Source organism: Gracilibacillus thailandensis (assembly GCF_010994055.1).
Classification (GTDB): domain Bacteria; phylum Bacillota; class Bacilli; order Bacillales; family Amphibacillaceae; genus Gracilibacillus; species Gracilibacillus lacisalsi.
Genome location: NZ_WJID01000016.1, coordinates 29,083 through 53,022, shown reverse-complemented (window position 1 = coordinate 53,022; position 23,940 = coordinate 29,083). Strand labels below are relative to the sequence as shown.

At 32.4% G+C, this 23,940-nt stretch carries 19 protein-coding genes; 17 read left to right on the top strand and 2 right to left on the bottom strand.

The genetic code is table 11. From position 1 onward, the window contains the following. The first annotated feature begins 84 nt into the window (after positions 1-84). Together GH715_RS06590 and GH715_RS06585 are read left to right on the top strand one after the other, a co-directional pair. Positions 85-1,170, top strand: a complete 1,086-nt coding sequence (locus tag GH715_RS06590) for a sensor histidine kinase (RefSeq protein WP_153834659.1) — start codon at positions 85-87, stop codon at positions 1,168-1,170. Positions 1,171-1,218: 48 nt separating this feature from the next. Beyond that, positions 1,219-1,983 carry a LytR/AlgR family response regulator transcription factor gene (locus GH715_RS06585; protein ID WP_153834660.1) on the top strand — a complete coding sequence of 255 codons (765 nt, stop codon included), beginning with the start codon at positions 1,219-1,221 and terminating at the stop codon, positions 1,981-1,983. Positions 1,984-2,000: 17 nt separating this feature from the next. Here GH715_RS06585 and GH715_RS06580 read toward each other — a convergent pair whose 3' ends face one another. After that, positions 2,001-2,273 carry a hypothetical protein gene (locus GH715_RS06580; RefSeq protein ID WP_153834661.1) on the bottom strand — a complete coding sequence of 91 codons (273 nt, stop codon included), beginning with the start codon at positions 2,271-2,273 and terminating at the stop codon, positions 2,001-2,003. A gap of 538 nt (positions 2,274-2,811) precedes the next feature. On the opposite strand from GH715_RS06580, the gene GH715_RS06575 reads away from it, so the two are divergent. Continuing rightward, positions 2,812-4,389 carry a Na+/H+ antiporter gene (locus GH715_RS06575; protein WP_153834662.1) on the top strand — a complete coding sequence of 526 codons (1,578 nt, stop codon included), beginning with the start codon at positions 2,812-2,814 and terminating at the stop codon, positions 4,387-4,389. A gap of 444 nt (positions 4,390-4,833) precedes the next feature. Beyond that, positions 4,834-5,922: an NAD(P)-dependent alcohol dehydrogenase gene (locus GH715_RS06570; RefSeq protein ID WP_153834663.1), complete on the top strand. Its 1,089-nt coding sequence runs from the start codon at positions 4,834-4,836 to the stop codon at positions 5,920-5,922. A 121-nt stretch (positions 5,923-6,043) separates the two neighbouring features. On the opposite strand, the gene GH715_RS06565 is transcribed toward GH715_RS06570, so the two are convergent. Further along, complete coding sequence (locus GH715_RS06565) at positions 6,044-8,230, bottom strand: Z1 domain-containing protein (RefSeq protein WP_240469354.1); 2,187 nt, start codon at positions 8,228-8,230, stop codon at positions 6,044-6,046. Positions 8,231-9,084: 854 nt separating this feature from the next. Here GH715_RS06565 and GH715_RS06560 point away from each other — a divergent pair. From GH715_RS06560 to GH715_RS06500, 13 genes are all read left to right on the top strand, one after another. Then, the gene (locus tag GH715_RS06560; RefSeq protein WP_153834665.1) at positions 9,085-9,930 is read left to right on the top strand and encodes a polyprenyl synthetase family protein; all 846 of its coding nucleotides are present in this window, start codon (positions 9,085-9,087) and stop codon (positions 9,928-9,930) included. Positions 9,931-9,946: 16 nt separating this feature from the next. Beyond that, a complete protein-coding gene (gene comX, locus GH715_RS06555) occupies positions 9,947-10,102 on the top strand; it encodes a competence pheromone ComX (protein ID WP_163578498.1) in 156 nt (51 codons plus the stop codon). A 30-nt stretch (positions 10,103-10,132) separates the two neighbouring features. Further along, positions 10,133-12,388: a sensor histidine kinase gene (locus GH715_RS06550; RefSeq protein ID WP_153834667.1), complete on the top strand. Its 2,256-nt coding sequence runs from the start codon at positions 10,133-10,135 to the stop codon at positions 12,386-12,388. 18 nt (positions 12,389-12,406) lie between these two features. Beyond that, a complete protein-coding gene (locus GH715_RS06545; RefSeq protein ID WP_153834668.1) occupies positions 12,407-13,057 on the top strand; it encodes a response regulator transcription factor in 651 nt (216 codons plus the stop codon). A gap of 73 nt (positions 13,058-13,130) precedes the next feature. Further along, positions 13,131-13,802 (top strand): response regulator transcription factor, encoded by a 672-nt coding sequence (locus tag GH715_RS06540; protein WP_163578497.1) that lies wholly within the window; start codon positions 13,131-13,133, stop codon positions 13,800-13,802. After that, positions 13,799-15,130: a sensor histidine kinase gene (locus tag GH715_RS06535; protein ID WP_153834669.1), complete on the top strand. Its 1,332-nt coding sequence runs from the start codon at positions 13,799-13,801 to the stop codon at positions 15,128-15,130. Before GH715_RS06540 ends, GH715_RS06535 begins: the two co-directional genes overlap by 4 nt. A gap of 258 nt (positions 15,131-15,388) precedes the next feature. After that, entirely contained in the window at positions 15,389-16,321 is a 933-nt protein-coding gene (locus GH715_RS06530) for an ABC transporter ATP-binding protein (RefSeq protein WP_153834670.1), read from the top strand. Beyond that, positions 16,308-17,033, top strand: a complete 726-nt coding sequence (locus tag GH715_RS06525) for an ABC transporter permease (protein WP_163578496.1) — start codon at positions 16,308-16,310, stop codon at positions 17,031-17,033. The genes GH715_RS06530 and GH715_RS06525 overlap by 14 nt, the downstream gene beginning before the upstream one ends. A gap of 879 nt (positions 17,034-17,912) precedes the next feature. Further along, positions 17,913-18,104: a plantaricin C family lantibiotic gene (locus GH715_RS06520; RefSeq protein ID WP_153834672.1), complete on the top strand. Its 192-nt coding sequence runs from the start codon at positions 17,913-17,915 to the stop codon at positions 18,102-18,104. A gap of 69 nt (positions 18,105-18,173) precedes the next feature. Continuing rightward, positions 18,174-21,338: a type 2 lanthipeptide synthetase LanM family protein gene (locus GH715_RS06515; protein ID WP_153834673.1), complete on the top strand. Its 3,165-nt coding sequence runs from the start codon at positions 18,174-18,176 to the stop codon at positions 21,336-21,338. Continuing rightward, the gene (locus GH715_RS06510) at positions 21,331-23,469 is read left to right on the top strand and encodes a peptidase domain-containing ABC transporter (protein WP_153834674.1); all 2,139 of its coding nucleotides are present in this window, start codon (positions 21,331-21,333) and stop codon (positions 23,467-23,469) included. The genes GH715_RS06515 and GH715_RS06510 overlap by 8 nt, the downstream gene beginning before the upstream one ends. A gap of 23 nt (positions 23,470-23,492) precedes the next feature. Continuing rightward, entirely contained in the window at positions 23,493-23,666 is a 174-nt protein-coding gene (locus GH715_RS06505; protein WP_163578495.1) for a class II lanthipeptide, LchA2/BrtA2 family, read from the top strand. A 34-nt stretch (positions 23,667-23,700) separates the two neighbouring features. Next, positions 23,701-23,877, top strand: coding sequence for a class II lanthipeptide, LchA2/BrtA2 family (locus GH715_RS06500; RefSeq protein ID WP_163578494.1), 177 nt, complete (start codon positions 23,701-23,703; stop codon positions 23,875-23,877). Positions 23,878-23,940 lie beyond the last annotated feature (63 nt).

Below are 23,940 nucleotides of genomic sequence, written 5' to 3'. Positions count from 1 at the left end.
ATAGCTAGCTGGTTTAGTATCATTTATCTATTAATCGCCTTAAGTCTATTCTTTTATATCTATACCAAAAAACTACGTGTACTGTTGGACGTAGCTATCCTAGCGGTTGCTAGCCTTGTTGCAGAAAACTTATCACAAATTATTCGATATTCCATTGTTACAGATCAACCATTTTATGTAGGAATTAGTGGTTTATTCCTTTTATGCTTTTTCGCTATTTTTACATATCTTTATCGTTTATTTATAACGAAGGTTTGGCATATGTTTACCATTGCTACACAAATCTTATTATTTATAATCGTATGGATCACGACAACCGTTATCTACTTCAATCTATTTATCGCTTTAAATCGCAAACTATATTATGCTGCCATATTTAACGTGCTTATTGAGACCATTTACCTCTTATTAATGTTCATCATGTTTACTATCTTGATGCGAAACATTAAAAAAGAAAATACGTTAAAGCGTAAAGAAATAGAAAGAGAGCAAATGCTACAATACATGCAAGAATTAGAACGAATCAATAAGGATATGCAAAGCTTCCGACATGATTATCAAAATATCCTACTTACAATGCAAGGATACATAGAACAAAATAATATAGAGGGATTAAAGAACTATTTTGACAATTATATTATTAAAGTAGAAAACAACACCCTCCATCGCAATCATTTATTTCATCAGCTTGATAAAATTAAATTGATTGAATTGAAAGGTTTTCTTTCCTCTAAAATATTATTAGCCCAGGAGTCAAACATAAACATTAACGTAGAAGTATCCGATCAAATCCAAGCTGTTGAAATGAATATAATCGATCTCATACGGCTAATTGGTATTTTATTAGATAACGCGCTAGAAGCTTCTCTTCACCAAGAAGAGCGAGAGCTAAATATGGCATTTATGCAGAAAATGGACGGTTCCTTACTTATTGTAATAGAGAACCGAATCGGAAATGAAGAGATAACTATCAGGGAACTGTTTCAAGCCGGATACTCAACAAAAGGAACTGGTCGGGGCAACGGCTTAACAACCGCTCGTCAAATTATCAATCATTGGTCAAACACTACCATGAACACGCGAATCGAAAATCAATTCTTCATTCACGAAATTGAAATAAAAACTGTAAACCTACACATTTCCGTTCCATATGAAAAAACGCTGGTCTAATTGAACGATCACGAAAAAAACCGCACATCATTCAGAGGAGGTTTTCTTATGAAGGTGATTATTTGTGAAAATGAAACAGAACAACGAGCATTGTTGGAGTCGATTATCTCTGATTATGCTTTGGCCTTTGAACCAAGCATTAAGTTAGTACTTAGTGCTGCTACTCCAGAAGAAGTGCTAGCTTACCAACAAGCACAGAGAGCAGATTGTTACTTTTTAGATATAGAACTTGCTTCGACACTGAATGGAATGGATGTAGCACGCAAGATCCGAGAACAAGATCCCTTTGCTACAATCATTTTTATTTCTATGCATGCAGATCGATTAAAATTGACGTTTAAATACAAATTAGCTGCGCTCGATTTTATTGTTAAAGATGATGACCATGCACAAATAGCTGAGCAAGTAATCGACGCATTAGAAGTAGCCTTTACCAAGTATCAGCAGCAAAGCACCTCACAGGAGGAAGCATCATCACTTATTATCCGGATCGGGGAACAGATTAAATATGTTAATTATGCGGATATATATTACTTTGAAACTTCTCCTCATGTACATAAAATTGGCCTACACGAAAAAAATGGCTATTATGAATTTTACGCAAAATTAAAAGACCTTGAAGACCTTCATCCTTTCTTTTATCGTTGCCATAAAAGCTATGTCATCAATCTACAGCACATTAAAGTAATCGATAAAAAAAAGCGCAAGTTAATCATGACAAATGACCAAGAATGTTATCTGTCCTTCCGCAAAGTAAAAGAGTTACAGGCCAAGCTTAATCAACAGCATCCTAACATTTCCATTATCGGTTAATAAACATTAAAAACTGCTTACCTCATATATAAAATTGTACCCCTATTGATCGAGATAGGAAGATTAGAAATATCTAAATCTTTCCCTTGTTTGGATTCTTCAACAAAGACCAAAATATCCATAATTCGCTCGGTTGCACCTTGCGCTTTCTGTAATTGAGTGAAAAACATCGCAAAGGTAGTAAAGAGTAAGAAGGCGACGAGCGAACCAGTTGACCTTGAGCCTTCTGCCACACGAATACCACAATAGCCAATAATCATCACAATCATGACCATATTAATTACATACATTAAAGGAACTACTAACGCAAATATTCTAGCTTCTTTCAAGCCAAAGCTAAAGAGTTTCTTAATATTTTGAAAACCTTTTTGTTCCTCTACTTATTCTGCATTAGATGCTTTCATTATTGAAAAGTCCCGCTTCCCCCTTGACATCTTTTCAAAAGTAGTTGTAATTAATTATGTTAACGCTCACAAAAGTAATGTTTGTTTTTAGGATTGTTACTGTTCTTCAAGATGAAACAGCAATATTTGCGGGGGACATTCAATAAACATTAGGTGATATACGTTTTATAGAGCTTGGACTTATTAAGGGGATTTAATGATCAATAATTTAATGATTAAAAACAATGTTATGAAGGAAATTGATCTTGCCATTAAAAATGTAAGGAAGGAGGATTTAAGTATTGATTATGATCAAAATTATCTTCTTAAAGAAGATTCTATGAAAAATGCTTTCTATTTTCATTTGTGAACTAGGCTAGGTAATGATTTTGTTCCAATTGGGTAAGATGAATAGTAGCCTAAGGCAAGTAAGGAGGAACGAATCATGCATGACTTAGACTTACACCATATCTTTCAACTCGGTCTTATTTTAGTAATGATCGCAGCTGGTATTACCGCAATTGCCAAAAAATTTAAACAGCCTTACCCCATTGCATTAGTCATTGTTGGGGCAATTATCGGCCTTATCAACATTCCCGTATTGGAACCATTGAAAGACTTTATTACGGAGGGGGAAGTGTTTAATTTTGTCATTATTACATTGTTCTTACCAGCTTTATTAGGGGAAGCAGCATTAAAACTGCCCTTCTCCCATTTAACTGATAACAAAAAGCCAATTCTTGCTTTAGCATTTGGCGGAACCTTCGTATCTTTTATTATTATCGGTTTTTCTTCTATGTGGCTTTTACACTTTTCTATTCCTGCAGCATTTGTATTTGCAGCATTAATGAGTGCCACTGACCCTGTTAGTGTTTTGTCTATTTTTAAAAGTGTAGGCGTTAAAAAAAGGCTTGCTACTGTTATTGAAGGAGAAAGTTTATTTAATGATGGGTTAGCGGTTGTCTTATTTAATATATCAGCTTTTTCTTTAATCTCTTATCTTGACTTAGGATTATTAGGTGCAGGTTATGGATTATGGGAATTTATAAAAGTAGTATCATTAGGTTTGATAACCGGGGCTTTACTAGGTTATGTATTCTCACGTCTAACCAGATACTTCGATGATTACCCATTGGAGATCATCTTTAGTATTATTCTCTTTTACAGCGCGTTCTTAATAGCTGAAAGTATTCATGCTTCTGGGGTAATAGCAGTTGTTGTTGCTGCTCTTACATTTGGAAACTATGGTTCAAGAATTGGCATGAGCCCTGCAACTAAATTAAATATAAGTAATTTTTGGGATGTCGTAACATTACTTGCCAATTCTCTTGTCTTTTTAATGGTCGGACTAGAAATTACACGAATCAATGTCGCAGAAAACTGGGGATACATTTTTATCGCCATTCTGATCGTTCTAATTGCCAGAAGTATTGCGGTATATAGTAGCCTTTTCTTCATCAAAAACATCCCACTCTCATGGAAACACATTCTAAACTGGGGTGGTCTGAAGGGATCATTATCGATCGCGCTTGTGCTTAGTCTTCCAAGAGACTTTGAAGGCCGGGAGGAAATTTTACTCATGGCTTTTAGTGTCGTATTGTTTTCCCTTGTTGCCCAAGGCCTTTCGATCAAACCGCTTATTTCATGGCTAGGTGTAAACAAGAAGGAAAAAAGCTATCAAGAGTATGAAGCACTTATTACACGCTCCCATCGAATGGAAACAGGTATTCAAGAAATCATCAAGGTTAGAAAGAATTTATTTGTATCAGAATTAGTTTCAAAAGAAATTATTGATGAATATGAGAAAGAGCGTACGGCATTGCATAACGAAATTGAAGAGCTCTTCCGTAACTACCCTGAACTGAAGGAAAAGCAGAAAATGGCCCTATTGAAACATTCACTATATGCACAATACGAGGCAATTAGCCATTTGTTAAGGGAAGAAATTATTTCCAATGAAGTTGCGGAAAAAGAACAAGATTTAATTACCAATAAGATCGTCGAATTGGAAGATGAACATTAATATGGCATTTTCGGGGGAGATGAACGAGATCAACATGCTCTAGTAAACGGACCATTTCTCTCCGTGATCGGAAGGAAGTGAACGTTATTCTAAAAGAATCGAGGGTTGCCTTGCTCTTAGTCTCCCCCCTCCATTACCTTTACCTGCTCTAAGTTACTTATTAAAACTTTCTTCGTCATGTTAATAAATAATCCGTTTTCAACGACGTCTACTAAGCACTGTAAATCCCTATTTAATTTCTAGGATCTAATATTTTTTTCGAATTTACAATCTAAAATATAATTTCCATTGTCTGTACATAGACTTGACCATTAACTGTTCGACGTTCTAGTTCACACATTTGTGTTTTATTGTATGGATTTTGTTATCGTTCATTTCTGTATGCCCTGTTATAAATTGGAGATAATGATGTATAGATTACATATCATAGGAGGTAAATGAACGATGCAAATGAAAGGCGCAGTTATCCATGAAAAAGGACAAGAATTTAAAATTGAAGATTTGGAGCTTTCGGAACCAAAAGAAAATGAAGTGCTAGTGAAAGTAGTTGCAGCGGGGGTTTGTCACACTGATGCAGTTGCACGCGACCAGATGATTCCGGTGCCACTCCCTGCTGTACTCGGCCATGAAGGGGCAGGTATTATAGAAAAGGTCGGCTCGGGTGTTGAAACAGTGGAACCAGGTGATCATGTTGTTTTATCTTTTTCATCTTGTGGACAATGTGAGAACTGTCTAACAGGTCACCCAGCTTCTTGTATTTATTTAAATGAATTCAATTTCGGAGGCAGAATGCCAGATGGTACACACCGCATTCACCAGGGCGATCAAGAAATGTCAACCTTCTTTGGCCAGTCTTCATTTAGCACATACGCTGTTTCGAACGAAAGAAACGTAGTGAAAGTAGATAAAGACGTCGATCTTCATTTACTTGGCCCTTTAGGATGCGGGATCCAAACTGGAGCTGGAACCGTCATAAATAAATTACAACCTGCATTTGGATCAACACTCGCAATATTTGGGTGCGGCGCTGTAGGATTAAGTGCAATTATGGCCGCTAAAATAATAGGATGTGCCAAAATCATTGCAATCGATTTACACGACAGTAGATTAGAATTAGCAAAAGAATTAGGTGCAACACATGTTATCAATGGATCTGAAGTCGATACAGTAGAAGAGATCAGAAAGATAACCAACGGAGGAACAAATTACGCAGTTGAAACTACAGGTGTTTCATCAGTAGTTGTTCAATCCATACAATCACTACGAAGTTTAGGTACTGTTGCAGTAGTTGGAGCAACTGGAGAAGTGACACTAAACGTTCAAGAAGACCTATTGAATGAAGGAAGATCTATCATAGCAGTAGTTGAAGGAGATTCAATCCCTCAATTATTCATTCCACAGCTTATAGAATATTATAAAAAAGGGTTGTTTCCTTTTGATAAATTAGTGAAATTCTATGACTTAGAAGAAATTAACCAAGCATTTGCTGATTCTGGAAATGGGATTACGATAAAACCCATCTTAAAAATGTAAAGCAAACAACATATAGGCTGGTGTGAAGACGGTATGGAGCCGAACCTCACACCAGTCCTTTATGATGGCGCTGGAGAAAACGGCAATATACCGTAGTGGTGAACAACTAGCAAAGAAATCATCACTGTTTAATAGTTTCTTTTGCATATACCGTCGAATCCATATGTAATGGCGTTACCATAATTGGCCACCAAAAAGGCGTCCCTCTCCAGCCGTTCTCTTCTAACCCTAGCTGCTTCAATAATATAATAGCAGGATGATCAGTCGCTAATTCTCTAGCAACTTTTAGCTCTCCCTTGTTCCCACTAGGTGTATCAGGAGCATTTTCAAACCTGCCTTCTGAATCGATTCTCTTTATATTTCTCCCTTCTCTAACAATAAGCCATACATACTTTTCTTCCATATCCAATGTTATATAATCCAGTATCGAGAAATACTCCTGTAGATCCCATTCATAGCCTTCTTCCATTTGTAACGTAGCATGAATCAAGGATAAGATCTCTTTAACTATGTTACTTGGTGCCAAAAAAGCGTCATCCGTAATCCCAGGTGAAGTTTTTTTTGTTTCACGAAGTATTACAGAGATTTTTTCAACCGGTTTGCTAATATATGTTTTATAGCCTGTTTGAAATCCGACGGGAAGCATTCGTTTATGTGGTTTTAATGTAACAATGTTTGATAGCAATATTTTATTGGGACTGCATGGCACGATTTGATTAGAAGCGTCCTTCTGAATAAAAACCACACCTTGATCATGCCCCTTTTTAAAGGCTTCCCTTAACTCCGTATCGAACTCGTGAATTCTCTCCATCACCTGATAGATATTTCTTGTTGTGTAAAAGCGCGTAACTGCCATATCTTCCATTGATCTAGCTCCATACATCCGTGAGTGCTGTAACACTGTATCCTGTTGAAAGGACTTTGGATTTCTGCCATAGAAGAAACCTGTTAAGTTACTTATTGTCACGCCTCTGTCTAAAATTTGCCCACCAATAAAAATATTCATCGGTGTCCGAAGTTGTAGTTGCCCAGTAAAATCCAGTAACTCTTCCACCTCTTTATCCGAATTGACAGTTGATACAATAACCATTTCTTCCATAAACGCTTCATTCACTTCTTTTAGAATCTCAGCAAAGGAAGGTTCAGGCATATCTACTAGTCTGACAGACTTCATTAAATGGTGATAAGACTCTTCTATTCTTTCTGTAAATAAGTCATCATTGCTCTTAGCTAACTTGGTTAGGTCAGCTATAATACGATGAATCAACTGTTGTTGCCAGTCATGTGCTTTTTTGCCTCTTTCTGTATGAACAACCATTGCATACTTTTCCTGTTTTTCCTTTAGATAATGCTGTTGCCATCTTCTGATACAACTTCCTACAATAAAGTTAATGACCGCTTTGTTTACATTCGCTAGATTGTTTTGAGCTAACACATTTTCTTTTCGAACACGGCGTAAATCCATCTTTTTCATGACAGCTAAATCATTTTCCTTAATTTCCTGATAAAGATAGTAAGCTGGTGATGTTGGATTTTCTGCCTCATCAAAGTAAAAGTTACCACCTATATATTGATCATGAATCGGCACTAGTGTAGTGAATGCAGGCCGAACTGGTTCAAATTTAACAAAGTCATTTTTCCTCCTTTCCTCTGGTTGTAAGTACAGGGAGTAGGGTGTTGCGGTAACTTGCAGGTAGGAGCCTTTCGCTACATTTGCTCTAATATTATCGATCTTGGATGCTATGACTCTCATTTCAATAATGTTTTTCTCTGTATTATTTTCATAGGAGACACTTGCAAAATCAGCCTCATCATCAATAAACAAAATATGTTTATTTTTCAATTGCGGATACGTTTCAAATAAGGCCTGCTGCAATTTATCCATATTTCTTGTTTCTTTTTTCACCACAATGGCAAGTTTTTTATGTAACTCCCATTTACTTAGATTGCCTGGCATGGTCATAATGTCATAGACACGCATATTATCCCGTACAAGCATCCCATCAAATTCCTGGTGTAGACGAGCAATAGTCTGCTTAACCAGTGCTTTTGTTCCTTTAGTTAAAATAACCACAGCATCATAACCATTATCATAAGCTAAGCCCATTATTCCTAGAAATGTTCTAGTTTTTCCTGACTGAATTTTTCCTAGTAGCATTCCTGGTTTGTTAGCAGAAGTTTGCTGCTGAACTAAATTGCTTACGGTGCTTTCGATACAATCTAGATACACCTTGTCATAATTGTTTTTTTGTATTAAAAAGTTATAGAATGTCCCTTTTATGTCGATTCGTGATTGTGTTTCTCTCACTAAAAACTTCCTTCCACGTACGTATTTGCTACTGTTGGTAGACAGAAATATATCATAATAGATTTTGTGTGATTTGGCTATTTTGGTGAAGGGTTTTATTACAAGCCCTCCTTCTCTATCACATTATCAAGATGACTATATAAAGGAATGTAACACTCTTCACTTGAAAAAGATACTTCAATGCACAAAGGTCTGGGTTTAAATTAAATGAAACCCAGACTTTTTGACTGTTCTTTGTTCTAATAACTCACTGAATAATCATTTCACGAAATCAACTACTGACACTCATTAAACTGCTATATTTGCCAATGGATATGTCATAAAACCACTCTCCATTTATGGTAATATTAAACATATATATTAACTGTGATAACAGTATTTCAGTTAAGAAAAAATTATTGCACCATGTTTTTTAATTATCTAGCATCTATATATTTAGACTCTCCCCTAAAGTAATTAGTTGACAGTAAATGTATGGTAAATATAAACTTTAATTACCAGAACTTTCACCTAAAGGAGGGATGTTTTATTAATAATTGGATTTACCAGATTTATAAGCTCGCAATTATTACACCCATGCCTTGATAGCTTCCTACCTTCAAAGAGTCCTTCATCAATTAGATCAAGGTAAAAAACGATGCACCTACTATAAACTTCTACACAGATCAGAAATGACTCATTTTTATACACCGTTCAATTATACACTTAGATCAAACATTTCAATCAATTGACTGTTTCTCTATATAAGAGTCTACAGTTGAAGCAACTACTAATAATGGTAAAGATTGACTTTTGAACCGATATGTGTTAAACATTAGAATGGGAGGTTTTCATTTGGGGATACATATAGCCTTCTGAGCTTTTATAACAAGGCAGTAAATTATAGTCTTGATGAATCTACAGCTTTTAAAAATATTACAGATATTCACTATAATGCTTTTAAAAGTTATGAGAATGACGAAAATATTCATCTTACTAATAAATTTGTACAGAAATTGATTTTATCTTTTGATATATTTGATGACGTTCAAGATAAAGATAATAAACGCGCACCATGGTCAGGTGATGAAAGACAAGCAATAAATTTGGGTTTAATACTTTTAATTGATGCCTTTAAAGAAGCCCATGAATGTAATTTCATTAACAAAAAAACCGCACTAGATTATATACATTTAAACTTATCAAATTCCATTAAGGGACAGTATATAGATATTCAAAATCGTATAAAAACTCCACTAGAATATATTAATATGTGCAAAAGTAAGTCTGGCTCTCTTGTTTCTTTAGCTGCTCTACTAGGTGTATTAACTACATCGACCAAACACTTAACAGAAATACATTCATATTGTTTAGATATTGGTGTAGCAGCACAAATTTCCAATGATATAAAAGATGTAATTAACTTTGAAAAGAAAAATGATTTATCTGAAAAAAAAATATCGTTACCAATTTTATATTTATTATATCAATATAAAGGTCCTTCTATGGTCAAAGATTATTTCTTAGGGTTAGTGGATTATAAAGAGATTTGTATGAGTAAATCAATGGTTATTAGACAACTTTATCATTCTGGTGCATTAAATTATGCAAAGCAAGTGAAAGAAAAATATATGAAACAAGCTAAGGAAAAAGTGAATAACTTGCCCATTGGGAGTTCAAAAAAACTATTGATTATTAAAAATCTTATAGATGAAATTTAAAAAAGGAGTGGAAGTTATGGAGGAACTAGTAATTTATCTACTAAATAATCCAGAAATTATTCAACAAGTGAAAGACGGAAATGCGTCATTAATCGGAGTAGAGAAAGAAGAGGTTCATTCAATCATAAAGGAAGTTGATGAGCTTATTACACCCAATTACTATTGGAGGTAGAAAGTAGCTAAATATAGCTACTGGACGGCAATGAAAACTCTACTAAACAATTCTTTTAATAAGTTTACTTTACTACTTAGTATTTTATTATTAATATACTTTGCGTACATCATAATAAAATATCCTCTAGTAGGTATTGTTGTATCCAACATAGAAAATTCTTCATATAAAGTAATAGAAACCCATCCTGTCAGTTGGTCCAATTATATAGATATTGAAATTAATGATAGAGTTTTATTAGAAACTGAGATTGACGATAGGGAAATAAAAATTGAAATGGTTCAGGATATTTTTCTACAAGATGGACAATCTTTCACTAAACATAATATAAACTACTCAGACACCTCTATTGGCTTTGCTTTAATTTCAATATTACCAATTATAGTATGTATTATAAATATAATTATAGCAGGATACCTACTCAAAAAATACCAAAGCAGAAGTATAAATTTACTAGCAATTTTATTTTTAAATATAGGTTTAACCTATATTAGCGCATCCATTTCTGCTAGAGATAATATTTTGGGGCTATATGTAAATAGTATCGGTTTATTGCTATGTCCGGTGGTACTCTTACATTTCTTAAATGAACTAAATTATGAGAAGGCACATGTTAGAATTATTCAGTTAAAGCACTTAAATCTCTTCTATATTATTTCAATAGGAATAGTAATATTAGATGTACTACTATTATCCGAAGATACAAGTAAAAGTTTAATACTATATACTTTTTCTATTATATTATTTATTATTTGTATCCCGATATTTAAATTAGTAAAGTCCCTTCAAAAATATGTTAATAAATATAAATTAAAACTTTTTTACTATGGACTACTATTAGCTTTTCTACCATTCATTAGTTTATACATAGTCCCGTTTTTAGTATTAAAAGAGACGATCATAAGTGCTGAAACAACTAGTCTATTTGTCTTAGCTGTACCATTTATGGGTGTATATATCATGTTAGTAGATGTGCTTCCTGACATTGATTATCAAGTTGATAAACTGATAATGGTAAGTAAACGTTCGTTTTTTCCTGCAATTTTCATAAGTTTTATTGCTTTTTTTTTAATTAGTACTCGCTCTTCATTAATTGAATTATGGTTACTAATTATGATAAATCTCATTTCTTTTAGTATATTACTATTCTTTATTGATTCGAACTATAAGTTGAAAAGAGAATTTGATGAAAGCTTTCTTCATTTCTCAATAAAAGGTAGAAGTGTAAAAAGTAAAAATTCATTAATTATGTCTTTAACTCAAGAAATTGAACAATTCTTAGATGTTCCAAAAATAAATTATTTTATATACCATCAAAAGAGCAAAATATTCTGTAGCAATGAAAGTATTCATGGTGTAAAAGCCCTTACTACTGAAATTCACAAAAGTAAAATGAAGTTAGAGGTTGGCCAACTTTTTAATACAAGCTTTGGGTATTTTTTAATAGTTGGAATAATCTTTAATCAAGTAATATTCTTTTTTCTGCCCTATAAAAAAGGAATAATAAAATATAACAGAGCTGAAAAGTATTGGTTAAGAACCCTATCTATTATCAGCCAAAACATCTTAGAAAATTTAGAGAGCGCTAATAAAATAGTAGACGAATTAGAAGAATCATTAAGAGATGAGGAATTTACTTATTCACAATATTCGAGACTATTCTTATTGATATCAGAAAGAGAGAGTAAACGCATTTCAATGGATATTCATGATACATTGCTTCAAGAAATTATTTTTTTATGTAGGTCTATAGGTGATGACGTTTCCAATCAGAAGCTTCTATTTATAAAAGAACGATTATTAGATCAAGTTAAGTTTATAAGAGAATCCTGTTATGAATTGAACCCTGTATTTATAAATCAGTTTGACTTTATTGAAGCTATTAACAATCTCATTCTTACTTACAAATTAAGAGAGAACATGGAGTTTAAATTGACAAACAATATTAAAAACTATAATTTAACAGAACACCAAATGATTTGTTTTTATAGAATAATTCAAGAACTACTTATGAATGCTGTGAAACACTCTAGAGCAAATAGTGTCTCTTTAACCTTTACTTCTGACTATAATAACATACATTTAGAGTATGAAGATGATGGTATAGGATTGAATATTGAGAAAAGAAATTCACCAAATCACCATTTTGGTTTACTTGGCATTAAACACAGAGTAAAGAGTATGGATGGAAAGATAACATTTTCATCTAGCCATAACGGTTTGGACATCTTAATTAGTGTTGAAAAGGTTTCTAAATACAACGAAAAAAAAGAAGAACTGTTCTAATAATTTGGAGGTTTTTCAATGATTAGCTTACTTTTGGTAGACGATCACATTGTAGTTGGTGAAGGAACTAAATATTTACTAGAAGAGACGGGTGAAATTACTGTAACACTTTGTACATCTGGTCATGATGTTTTAGATTTAATACAACACTCAGAATTTGATATCTGCATGCTCGACCTTTATATGCCAAGTTTAAATGGCTTAGACTTAGCTAAAAAAATAAGCGAATTTAATAAGAATAGTAGGATAATAATATATACTGGCTTTGAAACAACAAGTTTGTTTAATGTATTTGTAGAAGCAGGTGTATCAGGATTTATTAGTAAGACAGCAACAGGTTCACAAATCATTACACTAATTAAATCTATTTTAAATGGATACACTATTCTTCCACTTGAATTGTATAAACAGTTAAGACGGACTGGAACTAAAGAAGAACTAGTTGAAGACGATGATCCTAATAATATTATGTTAAGTCCGAGAGAAGAGAAGATATTAATTGGAATTGCCAAAGGGCTTAAGAACAGAGAAATTGCTGAAGAACTACTTTTAAGCCAACGGTCAGTTGAATATTGTTTAACTAACATTTACAAAAAATTAAACGCAACCTCTCGCGCTGATGCATTAATGAAAGCAGAGAAATTGAAGATAATACATGTGCAATTATAAGTTACTTCATTTGTACTTTCACAGTACATCTCTTTAGTCAATAGTTAAAATAAAGTCTCATGGAGGTTTTTCTGTGATAAATATACTTTATATAGAGGATGATCAAGAAATAAGAGATATTGTACGTAATGCTCTACTTAAAAAGGGCTATAACGTGATACATTTAAATTCAGGTAACGACTATCAACAATACATAGATGATATCCATATAATTGTATTAGATGTCATGCTGCCTGGTTTGGATGGATTTACGATAGGCCAAAAAATAAAAAGCGTTAAAAAAGATATTCCTATAATTTATTTGACAGCCCTCACTGCTATAGAAGATAAAATAAAAGGGTTAGAAAACGCTGATGACTATATGACTAAACCTTTCGATCCAAGAGAGTTAATTATTAGGATAGAAAAATTATTAGTGAGGTTTGAAAAAGTGTCTGAACACTTTTTTAGAGTGAAACATTTAGATGTAGATCTAGATACAAACCAAATCATAAATAATGAAACAAAGGAAGAAGTAATACTAACTGGGATTCAATATAAAATACTATCTTACTTGTTAAAGAATCACAATCAAATATTAACTAAAGAACAGATATATAACTATGTTTGGCAAGATAATTATATTGAAGGTGATAAAGTTGTTAATGTACATATTAAATATTTACGAGAAAGAATAGAAAAAGACCCCAAAAAACCAACAATAATAGAAACTATCCGTGGATTAGGTTATAGAATAAAGCTATGAAATTATCAACTAAGTATATACTAGTTATTTTGCTTTCTATCCTAATTTTTCCAATTTCTTTCTTTGGGGTTAATTTCTTATACTACCTTTTGTTAAACTTTTTATCTACTATTTATAACGAAGAATCAATAAGTGAACAAGACTTAGAACAACTATGGGAAGAGAAAATAGCAAGTTTAGCATATCAAGAAACAAACTATATAATAAATGAATTAGAAGATTTTGATATAGAATCTGATGAGATAATCTACTGGATTGGCGATGATGGGGAGATAATATTTTCAACCGAACATCGAGAAGCCTCTTTGAGTGTTACTGATACTATTGAGTTCGTTCAAAACAAACAAAATGAAGACTACTATAGTAATTTTACATACTTGGAAGGTGAGGAAAAGAGTGGCTATATAATCCTACAAATTCCTAATCAAAACATCGGAACAGATCGAGAGATATTAGATCAAAAGTATTCTTCTTTTTGGTACTTATTTTTATTTACAATATGGAGTTTATTCGTTTATATAACTTGGTTATTTTTTAAAAAGACAAGTAAAAGATTGACCGAAATACAAGCACATATGGAGGAGAATAAAAACAAATTAACTCCTTCTAAAATGATCGTTGAAAAGAAAGATGAAATAGGTGCTTTAAAAGAATCCTTTAATCTTATGGTAGATGATTTAAATGAGAGTCATAAAAAAGAAGAAAAAGAGAAGAAAATAAGAAAGCAACTAATTGCTAGTCTTTCACATGACTTAAGAACTCCATTATCGATTATAAATGGACATGTCCACAAATTGCGAGAGCTGCCATTAGATAAAGAAGTTGAAGAATCACTATTCGTTATTACAAAGAAAGTTACATTTTTAAGTGAACTAATAGACAACCTATCTTCTTATACCGTTCTTAGCGAGGGTAGACTTCCTTTGACCATGGAAAAGAAAGAAGTGATACCTATTATACGAACGTCCTTAATTGATTGGTATCCATTATTTGAAGACATGGGGTTTGAAATAGACATTGATTTATCACATTCGTTTATATGGGAAATAGATGAAATATGGCTTCTTAGAATATTAAATAATTTATTTCAGAATATAAAAAGACATGCATATCAAGGAAAATATATAAATGTGAAGACTGGAAGACAAGACAATATAGAATATATAACAATTGTAGATCGCGGACCAGGGATGGAGGAATTATCCAATAATAAAGGTAAAGGTATTGGTTTATCTATCGTTCATATGATGGTGGAGCAAATGAACTTATCCTTGGATATTACATCTCATTATGATGGGACACAGGTTACTATTTACAAACACACGTAAACTCGGATAACAGAAATGTGTAATTCAACTGGTATATACTAAGAAGTAATTCCAATAAAGATATATTATATATGACCTCTCTATCTTTTGAAATATAAAGGATGGAGAGGTTTTTGTTATTTATAGTGAGGAAAATTAAATCCATATTTTCTAGGATAGGTATTAACAATTTTAACCTGTTTTTAAACTGAATTAGCTCCTTATTTTAACTTTCAATCACTATAATGATGTTAAACAAAGCAATGGAGGAGGAGCTACATGACTTATTTAATAGAATTAAAAGACGTTAACATTGACATTAAAAAGAAACAAATATTGAAAGAGGTGAATTTTAAGTTCGAAAAAGGAAAAATTTATGGCTTATTAGGACCCAACGGTGCTGGGAAAACTACCTTATTAAAATCAATTTTAGGTGTTTTTAAACCAACCTCTGGAGATATACTATTTAATGGCCATAATATTTATCGTCAGCCTTCCATGAATATAATGAAGGAGATCGGGAGTATTATTGAGTTTCCTGGTTTCTATGCAAACTTAACACTGAGTGAAAACTTAGCATTGCATATGAGTTATCATCGTATCAAATATCGCCAAGAGCAAATAGATAAACTGTTAAATTTTGTAGGTTTATCCAAACAGAAAGATAAGCTTTTTTCGCAAACCTCTTTAGGTATGAAACAGAGAATGGGGATTGCTCGCTCTATAGCTAATGATCCTCAATTATTATTATTAGATGAACCAACAAATGGATTAGATCCACAAGGAATTAAACAAGTAAGAGAGATGTTAATACAGGAAGTAGAGTTAAACGATAGAACTATTATCGTATCGAGTCACTTATTAAACGAAATTAATTTAATCGCAGATCAACTATTATTTATGAATAACGGAGAAATAATTCTCACTACTGAAAATAAAGAAGAAATGAACTTGTTCGAGATTCAAATAGTTCAAAGTGATGAAGAAAAGTTAGAAGAATTACAGCGACTAAGTGGCATAGAAGTAATTAAATCAACTCCTACCTATTTAGAAATCATTACAGCGATGGAAGAGCCCGAGTTACTAGGCTATATTAATAATATTTTACAGATTAGAGAAATTAAATGTTCTAATATATCTTTAGAAGATCTCTATCTATACCTATTGTCTGAGTCTCGCTCTGAGGAGGATGTTCAGTATGCAATTAGTTAAAAATGAATATTTTAAACTTAAACGACTTAAAATTGTTTATGCTGTTTTGGTAATTAGTTTTGTTCCCTTTATCTTTAATACTATTGGAATGATGATGTCCACTAATATGAGTGCTTGGAATTATTACTTCTATGTATTTAACCAATATGCCACTCTTTTCCCATCGATCGTTTTTATTTTTTCCGGTGCTTTCTTTAATAACGAATTCAAAAATCAAACAATGCTTAACTGGCTCTCTTATCCACAAAATAATTTCAGATTAATATTCTCAAAAATAGTTGCAATTATGACTTTATTGCTGTTTACGTCTTTAGTAAATCATTTGATTCACATCATCACACTTTACACTTTGTTTAATAATGAAGTCATAATTAGTGAAGCTTTACGAATGTTTATGAGTTTAATGTTATACAGTCTGTTAGTTATTTTAACTGTACCAATATCAGCGCTTATAATAATCTTAACTAAAAGTTTTTTAAGTGTAGTTTTGATAGGTGTTGGCTCAATATTCATCACTACTATCATTCTAGGAGCAGAAATTTCTCTCTATTTTCCATTTACTTTTGCATGGAGAATGGGAATGCAAGTGTATGAGCCTTCAATGGGTTATGAGGATACCGGTTTGCATTTACTTGGATTAATGATGATGGTTTTATATTTAGCTATATCTTTAGGTGGATTATCGCTATATTCAAGAAAACTGAGAGTATAGAATATTTCAAGTAACGTTGCAAACAAGGGTTCATTTTTTATTGAATATGCTAGTGCATTCCAGAATTCCTTTGTAGAACTTCATAAATGAAGAAGGACCCCTATAATAGTGAATTTAATTAGCTAGCATAGAAAGAAAATTCTTAATATATAGTAGGAGGTAATTAAAATGGAAGCTATCTTTTTGATAATAGCTATTCTTTCAGTTGTTGTATCAGTAGCAATGTTGATAGGCAATGCCATAAATCATGGTTTAAGTGTATTGTTAACTTTTAAAGGTGTAAAAGTACCCTTGATATTCTTTGGGCTCTACGTAGTTTTTTACATTATCTTTCTATTCATATCTAACTAGGCAAACTGTAATACCTTAAAGTTACTGAAGTGTCGCTGTTTGAAGAGCAACCAAAAACGACTAGACAAGATTATTTCTTTGTGCAGCTTTTTTGGGGTCTGGGCTCGATATAAAATTGAGCCCAGACCTTTCATTCGTTCATTTTTCTATCGGAGTGAATAATATTAAAGAAATCCGTCTAAGTGTATTTTAACATTGCGCTTCTCCGCAATTGAAAAGAGAAAATCACGTGAAACACATGTTAATTATTGAAGGCTAGCTAGAACAAATTGACGGGTTTCAGCAAGAATTTTATAAGCTTAAAATCAACAGATCGTTCATATGCAACCACTGTTTAAAGTGTTGTATGTGAACGTTCTTTTATTATATAGAAAACATACTTCATTTCAATTGTAAAATTCCATTTATTTTGCGTTAAACCGAATAAAAGTTTGTGAAAAGCCGATATAAGTATTCGTTACCTAATATTAAATACGATTATATAATCAAGATAGGCAATACAAAATAAATAATAAAGGAGATGAGAAAATGAGTGAAAAAATGTATGAGTTAGCTGGGGATCTAAGCACAGAATTAGATGAAATATCCTTAGAGTCCATCAACGGTGGTTCTGATGTTGATGTTAGAGGAATTTCTGAAGGAAATGACGGTGATTTTTGTACTCTTACATGGGAATGCGGAAAATGCCCAACAGTAACTTGTTGGAATTGGTCTTGCTAAACTACTAATTTAAATAATCGGAAGGTTTTATCCTTCCGGTTATTTAAATAATATAGGGAGTTGAACTGATTGGGAAACTTAACAGCTATACTAAACATAGAAGAGAAATTAAGAGATCAAAGTAAAGATCTGTCGGGCGGGTTATTAGATCGGAATATTAAAATTACTTATAAAGATAACATGGAATTATTTGAAGATAGCATTGCCAATATATTGAATATCCATTCAAAGAAAGAATTAACTGAGCTATACAAATCGTCTGCAGTCAAAAATGATGCTAGATTGATTCTGAACAAATATCGAGCTTTTAAAAATAGATTAATAACTGCTCCTTATACAAAATATAGCGATAAAGAAAATGTTTTGTTTATTAATTTTGCTTCAAAAGTTTCAAGCATTGCCATCCAAGATATTAAAAATAGAAATGTGTTTAAAAATAATAAATTTATTCTTGTAAATGAACAACAATTTTTGGAACATATATCATTTCAAGTACAAAGTGCTATTTTAAAGACTTGTTACCGCACTTTAGTTTTAGATTTTAATGTTTGTTTAGAAAAGAATCAATTAATAGGAGAAACAAAAGAAGAAAAATATAGATATTATAATGAATACTTCCTGGGTGATAGTACTTACTTAAATCATTTTTTTGAATTGTATCCGGGAATTTTGAGGATTTTACATAACGAGGTTAGAAAAATTGTAAAAATAACTACTGATATCGTAAAACATTATGTTGAAGATATGGAATCAATCAACTTTTTTAAATCTAAACAACCATATAGGATAGAAACCATTATCCTTGGATTAGGTGATAGCCATTCTGATGGAAGAAGAGTGGCAAAAATAATATTAGAAAACAATTATAAATTAATATATAAACCAAGAGATTTACATATTGATCAAATGTATAGGGAGATATGTGAATATATTAATCAGCTTGTTGATAGTCAATTTTACATTAGAACACCAAAGGTTTATCAGGGTAAAGATCACGGTTGGGCAGAATATATTGATTATAAAGAGTGTAGTAGCGAAGAAGAGATTGCTAATTTTTACAAAAGAATGGGTGCACAGTTAGCTTTACTCTATACACTAAATGCCATTGACTTTCACTCTGAAAACTTAATAGCTCATGGTAGTTTTCCAGTTCTTATTGATCTTGAATCGCTATTTCATATGCCCTATCAAGAAAAGAATGTTTCTGACGCCTATAATAAAACAAAAGAAAAGCTTTCTACCTCTGTTAAATCGATCGGACTATTACCTTTTATTTTTGGTAGTAACCACACTGATGTTAGTGGAATTGGACAAAAAGGTGAAGTTAATACATTTATAAAAGTACCTAAGATTAAGTTAGACGAAGACACTGTCAAAATAGAGCGAGAATATGGCAAAATGAATGCTTCTCTTAATCACCCGAAAATAAATGGGCAATATGTTGAAGCTAATCACTATATAGAAGAAATCAAACAAGGTTTTACAGAAATTTATAAACTAATACAAAACAATAAAAAAGAAATAGAAAATATTATCCATATGTCAGCTGATAAAGTAAGGGTTCGTTTTATCCCTAAACCAACTGTACGATATGCTTCACTACTTGAATTAAGCCTTCATCCTCGTTTCTTACATAACTATATAGATAGAGAAGTATTCTTAGCAAAAATATGGGAAGATGCTATTTCTAACGAATGGTATGAAAAGATAGCTAGACACGAATTTCAAGATCTCACAAACGGTGATATACCACTTTTTTCTCTGTCAATTAAATCATGTGACTTATTTTCATCCACAAAAGAGAAGATAAAGAACTATTTTAATAAAACACCTTTTGAAGTTGTTCAACAAAAGCTTAATAAAATGGATAGTGCAGATCTAGATTTTCAAAAAAAGCTTATTGACTTATCTATTCAGTCTATTAACCACAACATTTTGCACAACCCTACACCAAAAGAAGAAAAAGATTATTCTCACACATTTATTCACACTGATTTTTTTATTGAAAAAGCCAAAGAAATAGAAGAGGTAATTAAATCGCAGGCCATAGTTGGTCACAATATGGAAAAGAGAAATTATTCATGGGTTAATTCAACACCTATTGGAGTGAAGGAGCTTCATTGGAGTCATGCTCCAATGGGAGATACACTTTACAACGGATTATCTGGAATGGCTATGATGTACTTATCTTTGTGGATCGTTACAAAGAGAGCAGCATACTTAAATATAGGCTTAGAAATTGTAGAGGATCTGCTAAATAGAATTTTAGATTGGAAAGAGGTAAATAAAAATGAAATGATACCAATTGGAGCATTTACAGGAGCTTCATCTTATATTTACCTATTAATGAATTATTTCGTAGCTACCAAGGAAGTTAGATTTAAAAAAGCAGCTTGCGAACTAGCAACGCGATTGCCACAACTTATTAAAAAGGATAAAGAATTTGATATTATAAGCGGTGTCGCAGGAACTATAGTTGTTCTTGTCAGTAGTTATGAATTAGAGAAAGAACGGATATTTATAAATATTGCAGAAAAATGTGCGGACCATTTACTTGAAAACTTAATAGTAAATGATGATGGAAGTATTGCTTGGATTGGTGTAAGTGAAGTTCCATTAACTGGCTTCTCTCATGGTAATGCCGGTAATATATATGCACTAGCAGTATTAAACAAACATCTAAAAAGAAAAGATATAGATAGCGTAATTAGTAAAGGCTTGCAATTTGAGAACAGTCAAATGATGGAGAATGGCTGGTTAGATAATCGTATGGATAATAGCGTAGTCACTGCTGCATCATGGTGTCACGGAGCGCCAGGAATATTGCTTAGTAGATTAGAGCTGGCACAATACAATAACCAGGAAGTTGCCATTCAGTCAAAGAAAGATTTACAATACGCTATCGATAATATTCTCGAAGATGGATTTGGCCGAGAACATAGTTTATGTCATGGAGATATTGGTAATGCTATGATACTTATTAATTGCGGCAGAAGTATGGATAACCAACACTATATTAACATTGGTAAAAATCTTTTATATGAAAGTATTCTGAGAGGAGAAACTGACGGTTATAAATGCGGTGTAGGAAATGGAATAGAATCCCCTAATTTAATGATAGGCTTGGCAGGTGTTGTTTACGGCTTAATGTATGCTAGTGACGATAGAATTCCTCTATTGCTAGATTTAAAAATAGGGACGAAAATTGCTGACAAGGGTGCATATCATGTTTAAAAAGAAATTACCTGTTCTACTCCAAAAAAGCCAATATGAATGCGGAATTATGTGTATATCTATGCTACTAAGTTATGAACTTTCATTCACAGTAAATCCTCAAAAATTAAAAGGATCACAAGATGAGCAAATTGGCAGGGATGGAACAAGCTTAAAAAAGTTAACTGAACTCACAGAAAATGTAGGATTTAAACTAAAATCATACTACGCAAAGAATTTATTAAATGAGATAGAAAATTGCAACATGAAAACACCTTGCATGGTTCATTGGAATAACAACCACTTTGTGATTTTAGAAAGAGTAAATAAAAAATTAATTCAGATTATTGACCCTGCAGTTGGTCGTAAGAATATTACAATAGAAGAGTTTGATGAGTGTTATAGCGGAACTGTTGTGAAACTAGAGAGCGATCAGAAATTAGGCAAACTACAAAAGAGAGAGTTACAAGTAGAGAATTTAGCAAAAAAGATAGGAAGATACTTATTTAGTGAGAAGAAATTTCTTATTTTAGTTATTATTCTTTCTATTCTCTTTCAATCTTTAAATGCTATTACTCCGTTTATAACGGAATATCTAATCGATTCTTTTATGGCCCAAAAAGAAAATGCTATACGCTACGATTTTCTAGCCATACTAATTGTGTCTATAACCATCATTTTCTTAGGCGTTTCACTGTTAAGAATGATCTTTATTATTAAATTACAAGTATCTATCAATAAGAGATTAACAACCAGTTTTGTAAAGAAGATATTTTCCTTGCCTCTAAGTTTTTTTGAGGCAAACTCTTCTGGAGATATTGCCTCAAGAATTCACAATATCTCGGCAGTTAGAGAGATTATTTCCAGACTAGCTTCTACACTAATACTTGATATCAGTCTGCTGCTAGTATTTTGTGGGGTAATGCTTTATTACTCTCCTATGCTGTCAGTTATAGTATTCGTTGGGGCACTCATTCAAGTTTTAGCAACTGTATTCCTTCTTCCAAAAATAGAAATGTATACAAAACAAGAAGTGCATGGCCAAGCTCAGTATCAAGGTCAATTAATTGAGGTATTACGGTCTGCAACATTTATCAAAACAATTGGTGACACTCAAAAAATAGAAACACAAATGAATGATATTTTTGAACAACAATTAGGCAATTTTTCGAAAAGAATGCATGTTTCTTCTTTGTTAGGTTCTGTATCAAGTTCAATCAATATTTCCTTACCATTAATTATATTAGTTTTTGGAGTTTGGATTGGCACTCAAAATGGCTTGACCATTGGGGCAATTGTCGCTTTTTCAACCATCGCTGGCCGTTTTATGACCCCATTAGGTTCCATAATTGGCAGTATACAATCCATTAAAGTTGTAGAAGAAATGATTGATAGGATAGAATACGTACTTTTAGAGAAAGAAGAAAAGCTTAATCCAGAGAGTAATATAATATTTAATCCAAATGTAGATGTTATTAAATTCAAAGATGTTTCTTTTGGTTATGATAAATCACACAACATACTTTCAGAAATCAACTTGGAAATTTATCCTCGAGAGAAAGTTTTTTTAATTGGTAAAACTGGAAGTGGTAAGTCTACCTTATTAAAATTAATTGCTGGCTTATACCAACCAACTATTGGTCAAGTTTATATTGGTGAAAACAACTTAAATGATGTAAATATACAGAAACTCAGAAGTGATGTAGGTTTCATCGTACAAGATGTACAGCTTTTTAACGATACGATAATGAATAACATTAAATACTATTTTGATAACATTTCGGAAGAAGCTGTTATTCAAGCTGCAAAAGATGCTGAAATACATGAAGATATCATGAAACTAAAGATGGGATATCAAACTGTTATTGGCGAAAATGGGATAAGTCTCTCCGGAGGTCAAAGACAAAGGCTCTCGATAGCTAGAGTACTGGTGAAAAATCCGAAGTTATTAATTATTGATGAAGGTACTAGTAATTTAGATACTACTACAGAGAGAAAAGTACTAAACAATATTTATGCAAGAGATATCACGATTATCACCATTACGCACCGAATATCTGCTATTGAAAATTACGATACAATCTACGAACTTCATAATGGGAAATTATATCCAAAAGATGTAGAAACTGAAAAGATTGAAATTACTGGTTAAATATTGAAAGGAGGTGATATAAGATGCGTAAGAATGGTCTAGAAGAAGTGGTAGAACAGGAATTAATGGATCTTGCTGGTGGCAACGATGAAGTTCAGCCTCATACTGTAACACCTACAACAGTAACCATCCCAATTTCTGCTTGGGGCTGCCCGACAACCTCATGTGCTTCCATTGTAAAACCTTGTAATGATTAAGTCTTGAGCTTTAATTAAAAAGGAGGAATTAACAATGAAAAGAAATAATGGATTAGAAGAAGTAGTAGAACAAGAATTAATGGATCTTGCTGGTGGCAATGATGAAGTTCAGCCTCATACTGTAACACCTACAACAGTGACCATCCCAATTTCTGCTTGGGGCTGCCCGACAACCTCATGTGCTTCCATTGTAAAACCTTGTAATGATTAAAAAAGCATATTACAACTAGCGTTACTTATTGATAATTAAAAGAGAAGGTCTTGATTATTATTA

Bases quoted from the DNA above. Each gene is read 5' to 3' on its own strand.
- GH715_RS06575 (WP_153834662.1), top strand. From the start codon at position 2,812: ATGCATGACTTAGACTTACACCATATCTTTCAACTCGGTCTTATTTTA.
- GH715_RS06520 (WP_153834672.1), top strand. From the start codon at position 17,913: ATGAGTGAAAAAATGTATGAGTTAGCTGGGGATCTAAGCACAGAATTA.
- GH715_RS06550 (WP_153834667.1), top strand. From the start codon at position 10,133: ATGAAAACTCTACTAAACAATTCTTTTAATAAGTTTACTTTACTACTT.
- GH715_RS06580 (WP_153834661.1), bottom strand. From the start codon at position 2,273: ATGTATGTAATTAATATGGTCATGATTGTGATGATTATTGGCTATTGT.
- GH715_RS06585 (WP_153834660.1), top strand. From the start codon at position 1,219: ATGAAGGTGATTATTTGTGAAAATGAAACAGAACAACGAGCATTGTTG.
- GH715_RS06535 (WP_153834669.1), top strand. From the start codon at position 13,799: ATGAAATTATCAACTAAGTATATACTAGTTATTTTGCTTTCTATCCTA.
- GH715_RS06525 (WP_163578496.1), top strand. From the start codon at position 16,308: ATGCAATTAGTTAAAAATGAATATTTTAAACTTAAACGACTTAAAATT.
- GH715_RS06530 (WP_153834670.1), top strand. From the start codon at position 15,389: ATGACTTATTTAATAGAATTAAAAGACGTTAACATTGACATTAAAAAG.
- GH715_RS06505 (WP_163578495.1), top strand. From the start codon at position 23,493: ATGCGTAAGAATGGTCTAGAAGAAGTGGTAGAACAGGAATTAATGGAT.
- GH715_RS06545 (WP_153834668.1), top strand. From the start codon at position 12,407: ATGATTAGCTTACTTTTGGTAGACGATCACATTGTAGTTGGTGAAGGA.
- comX (WP_163578498.1), top strand. From the start codon at position 9,947: ATGGAGGAACTAGTAATTTATCTACTAAATAATCCAGAAATTATTCAA.
- GH715_RS06570 (WP_153834663.1), top strand. From the start codon at position 4,834: ATGCAAATGAAAGGCGCAGTTATCCATGAAAAAGGACAAGAATTTAAA.
- GH715_RS06500 (WP_163578494.1), top strand. From the start codon at position 23,701: ATGAAAAGAAATAATGGATTAGAAGAAGTAGTAGAACAAGAATTAATG.
- GH715_RS06510 (WP_153834674.1), top strand. From the start codon at position 21,331: ATGTTTAAAAAGAAATTACCTGTTCTACTCCAAAAAAGCCAATATGAA.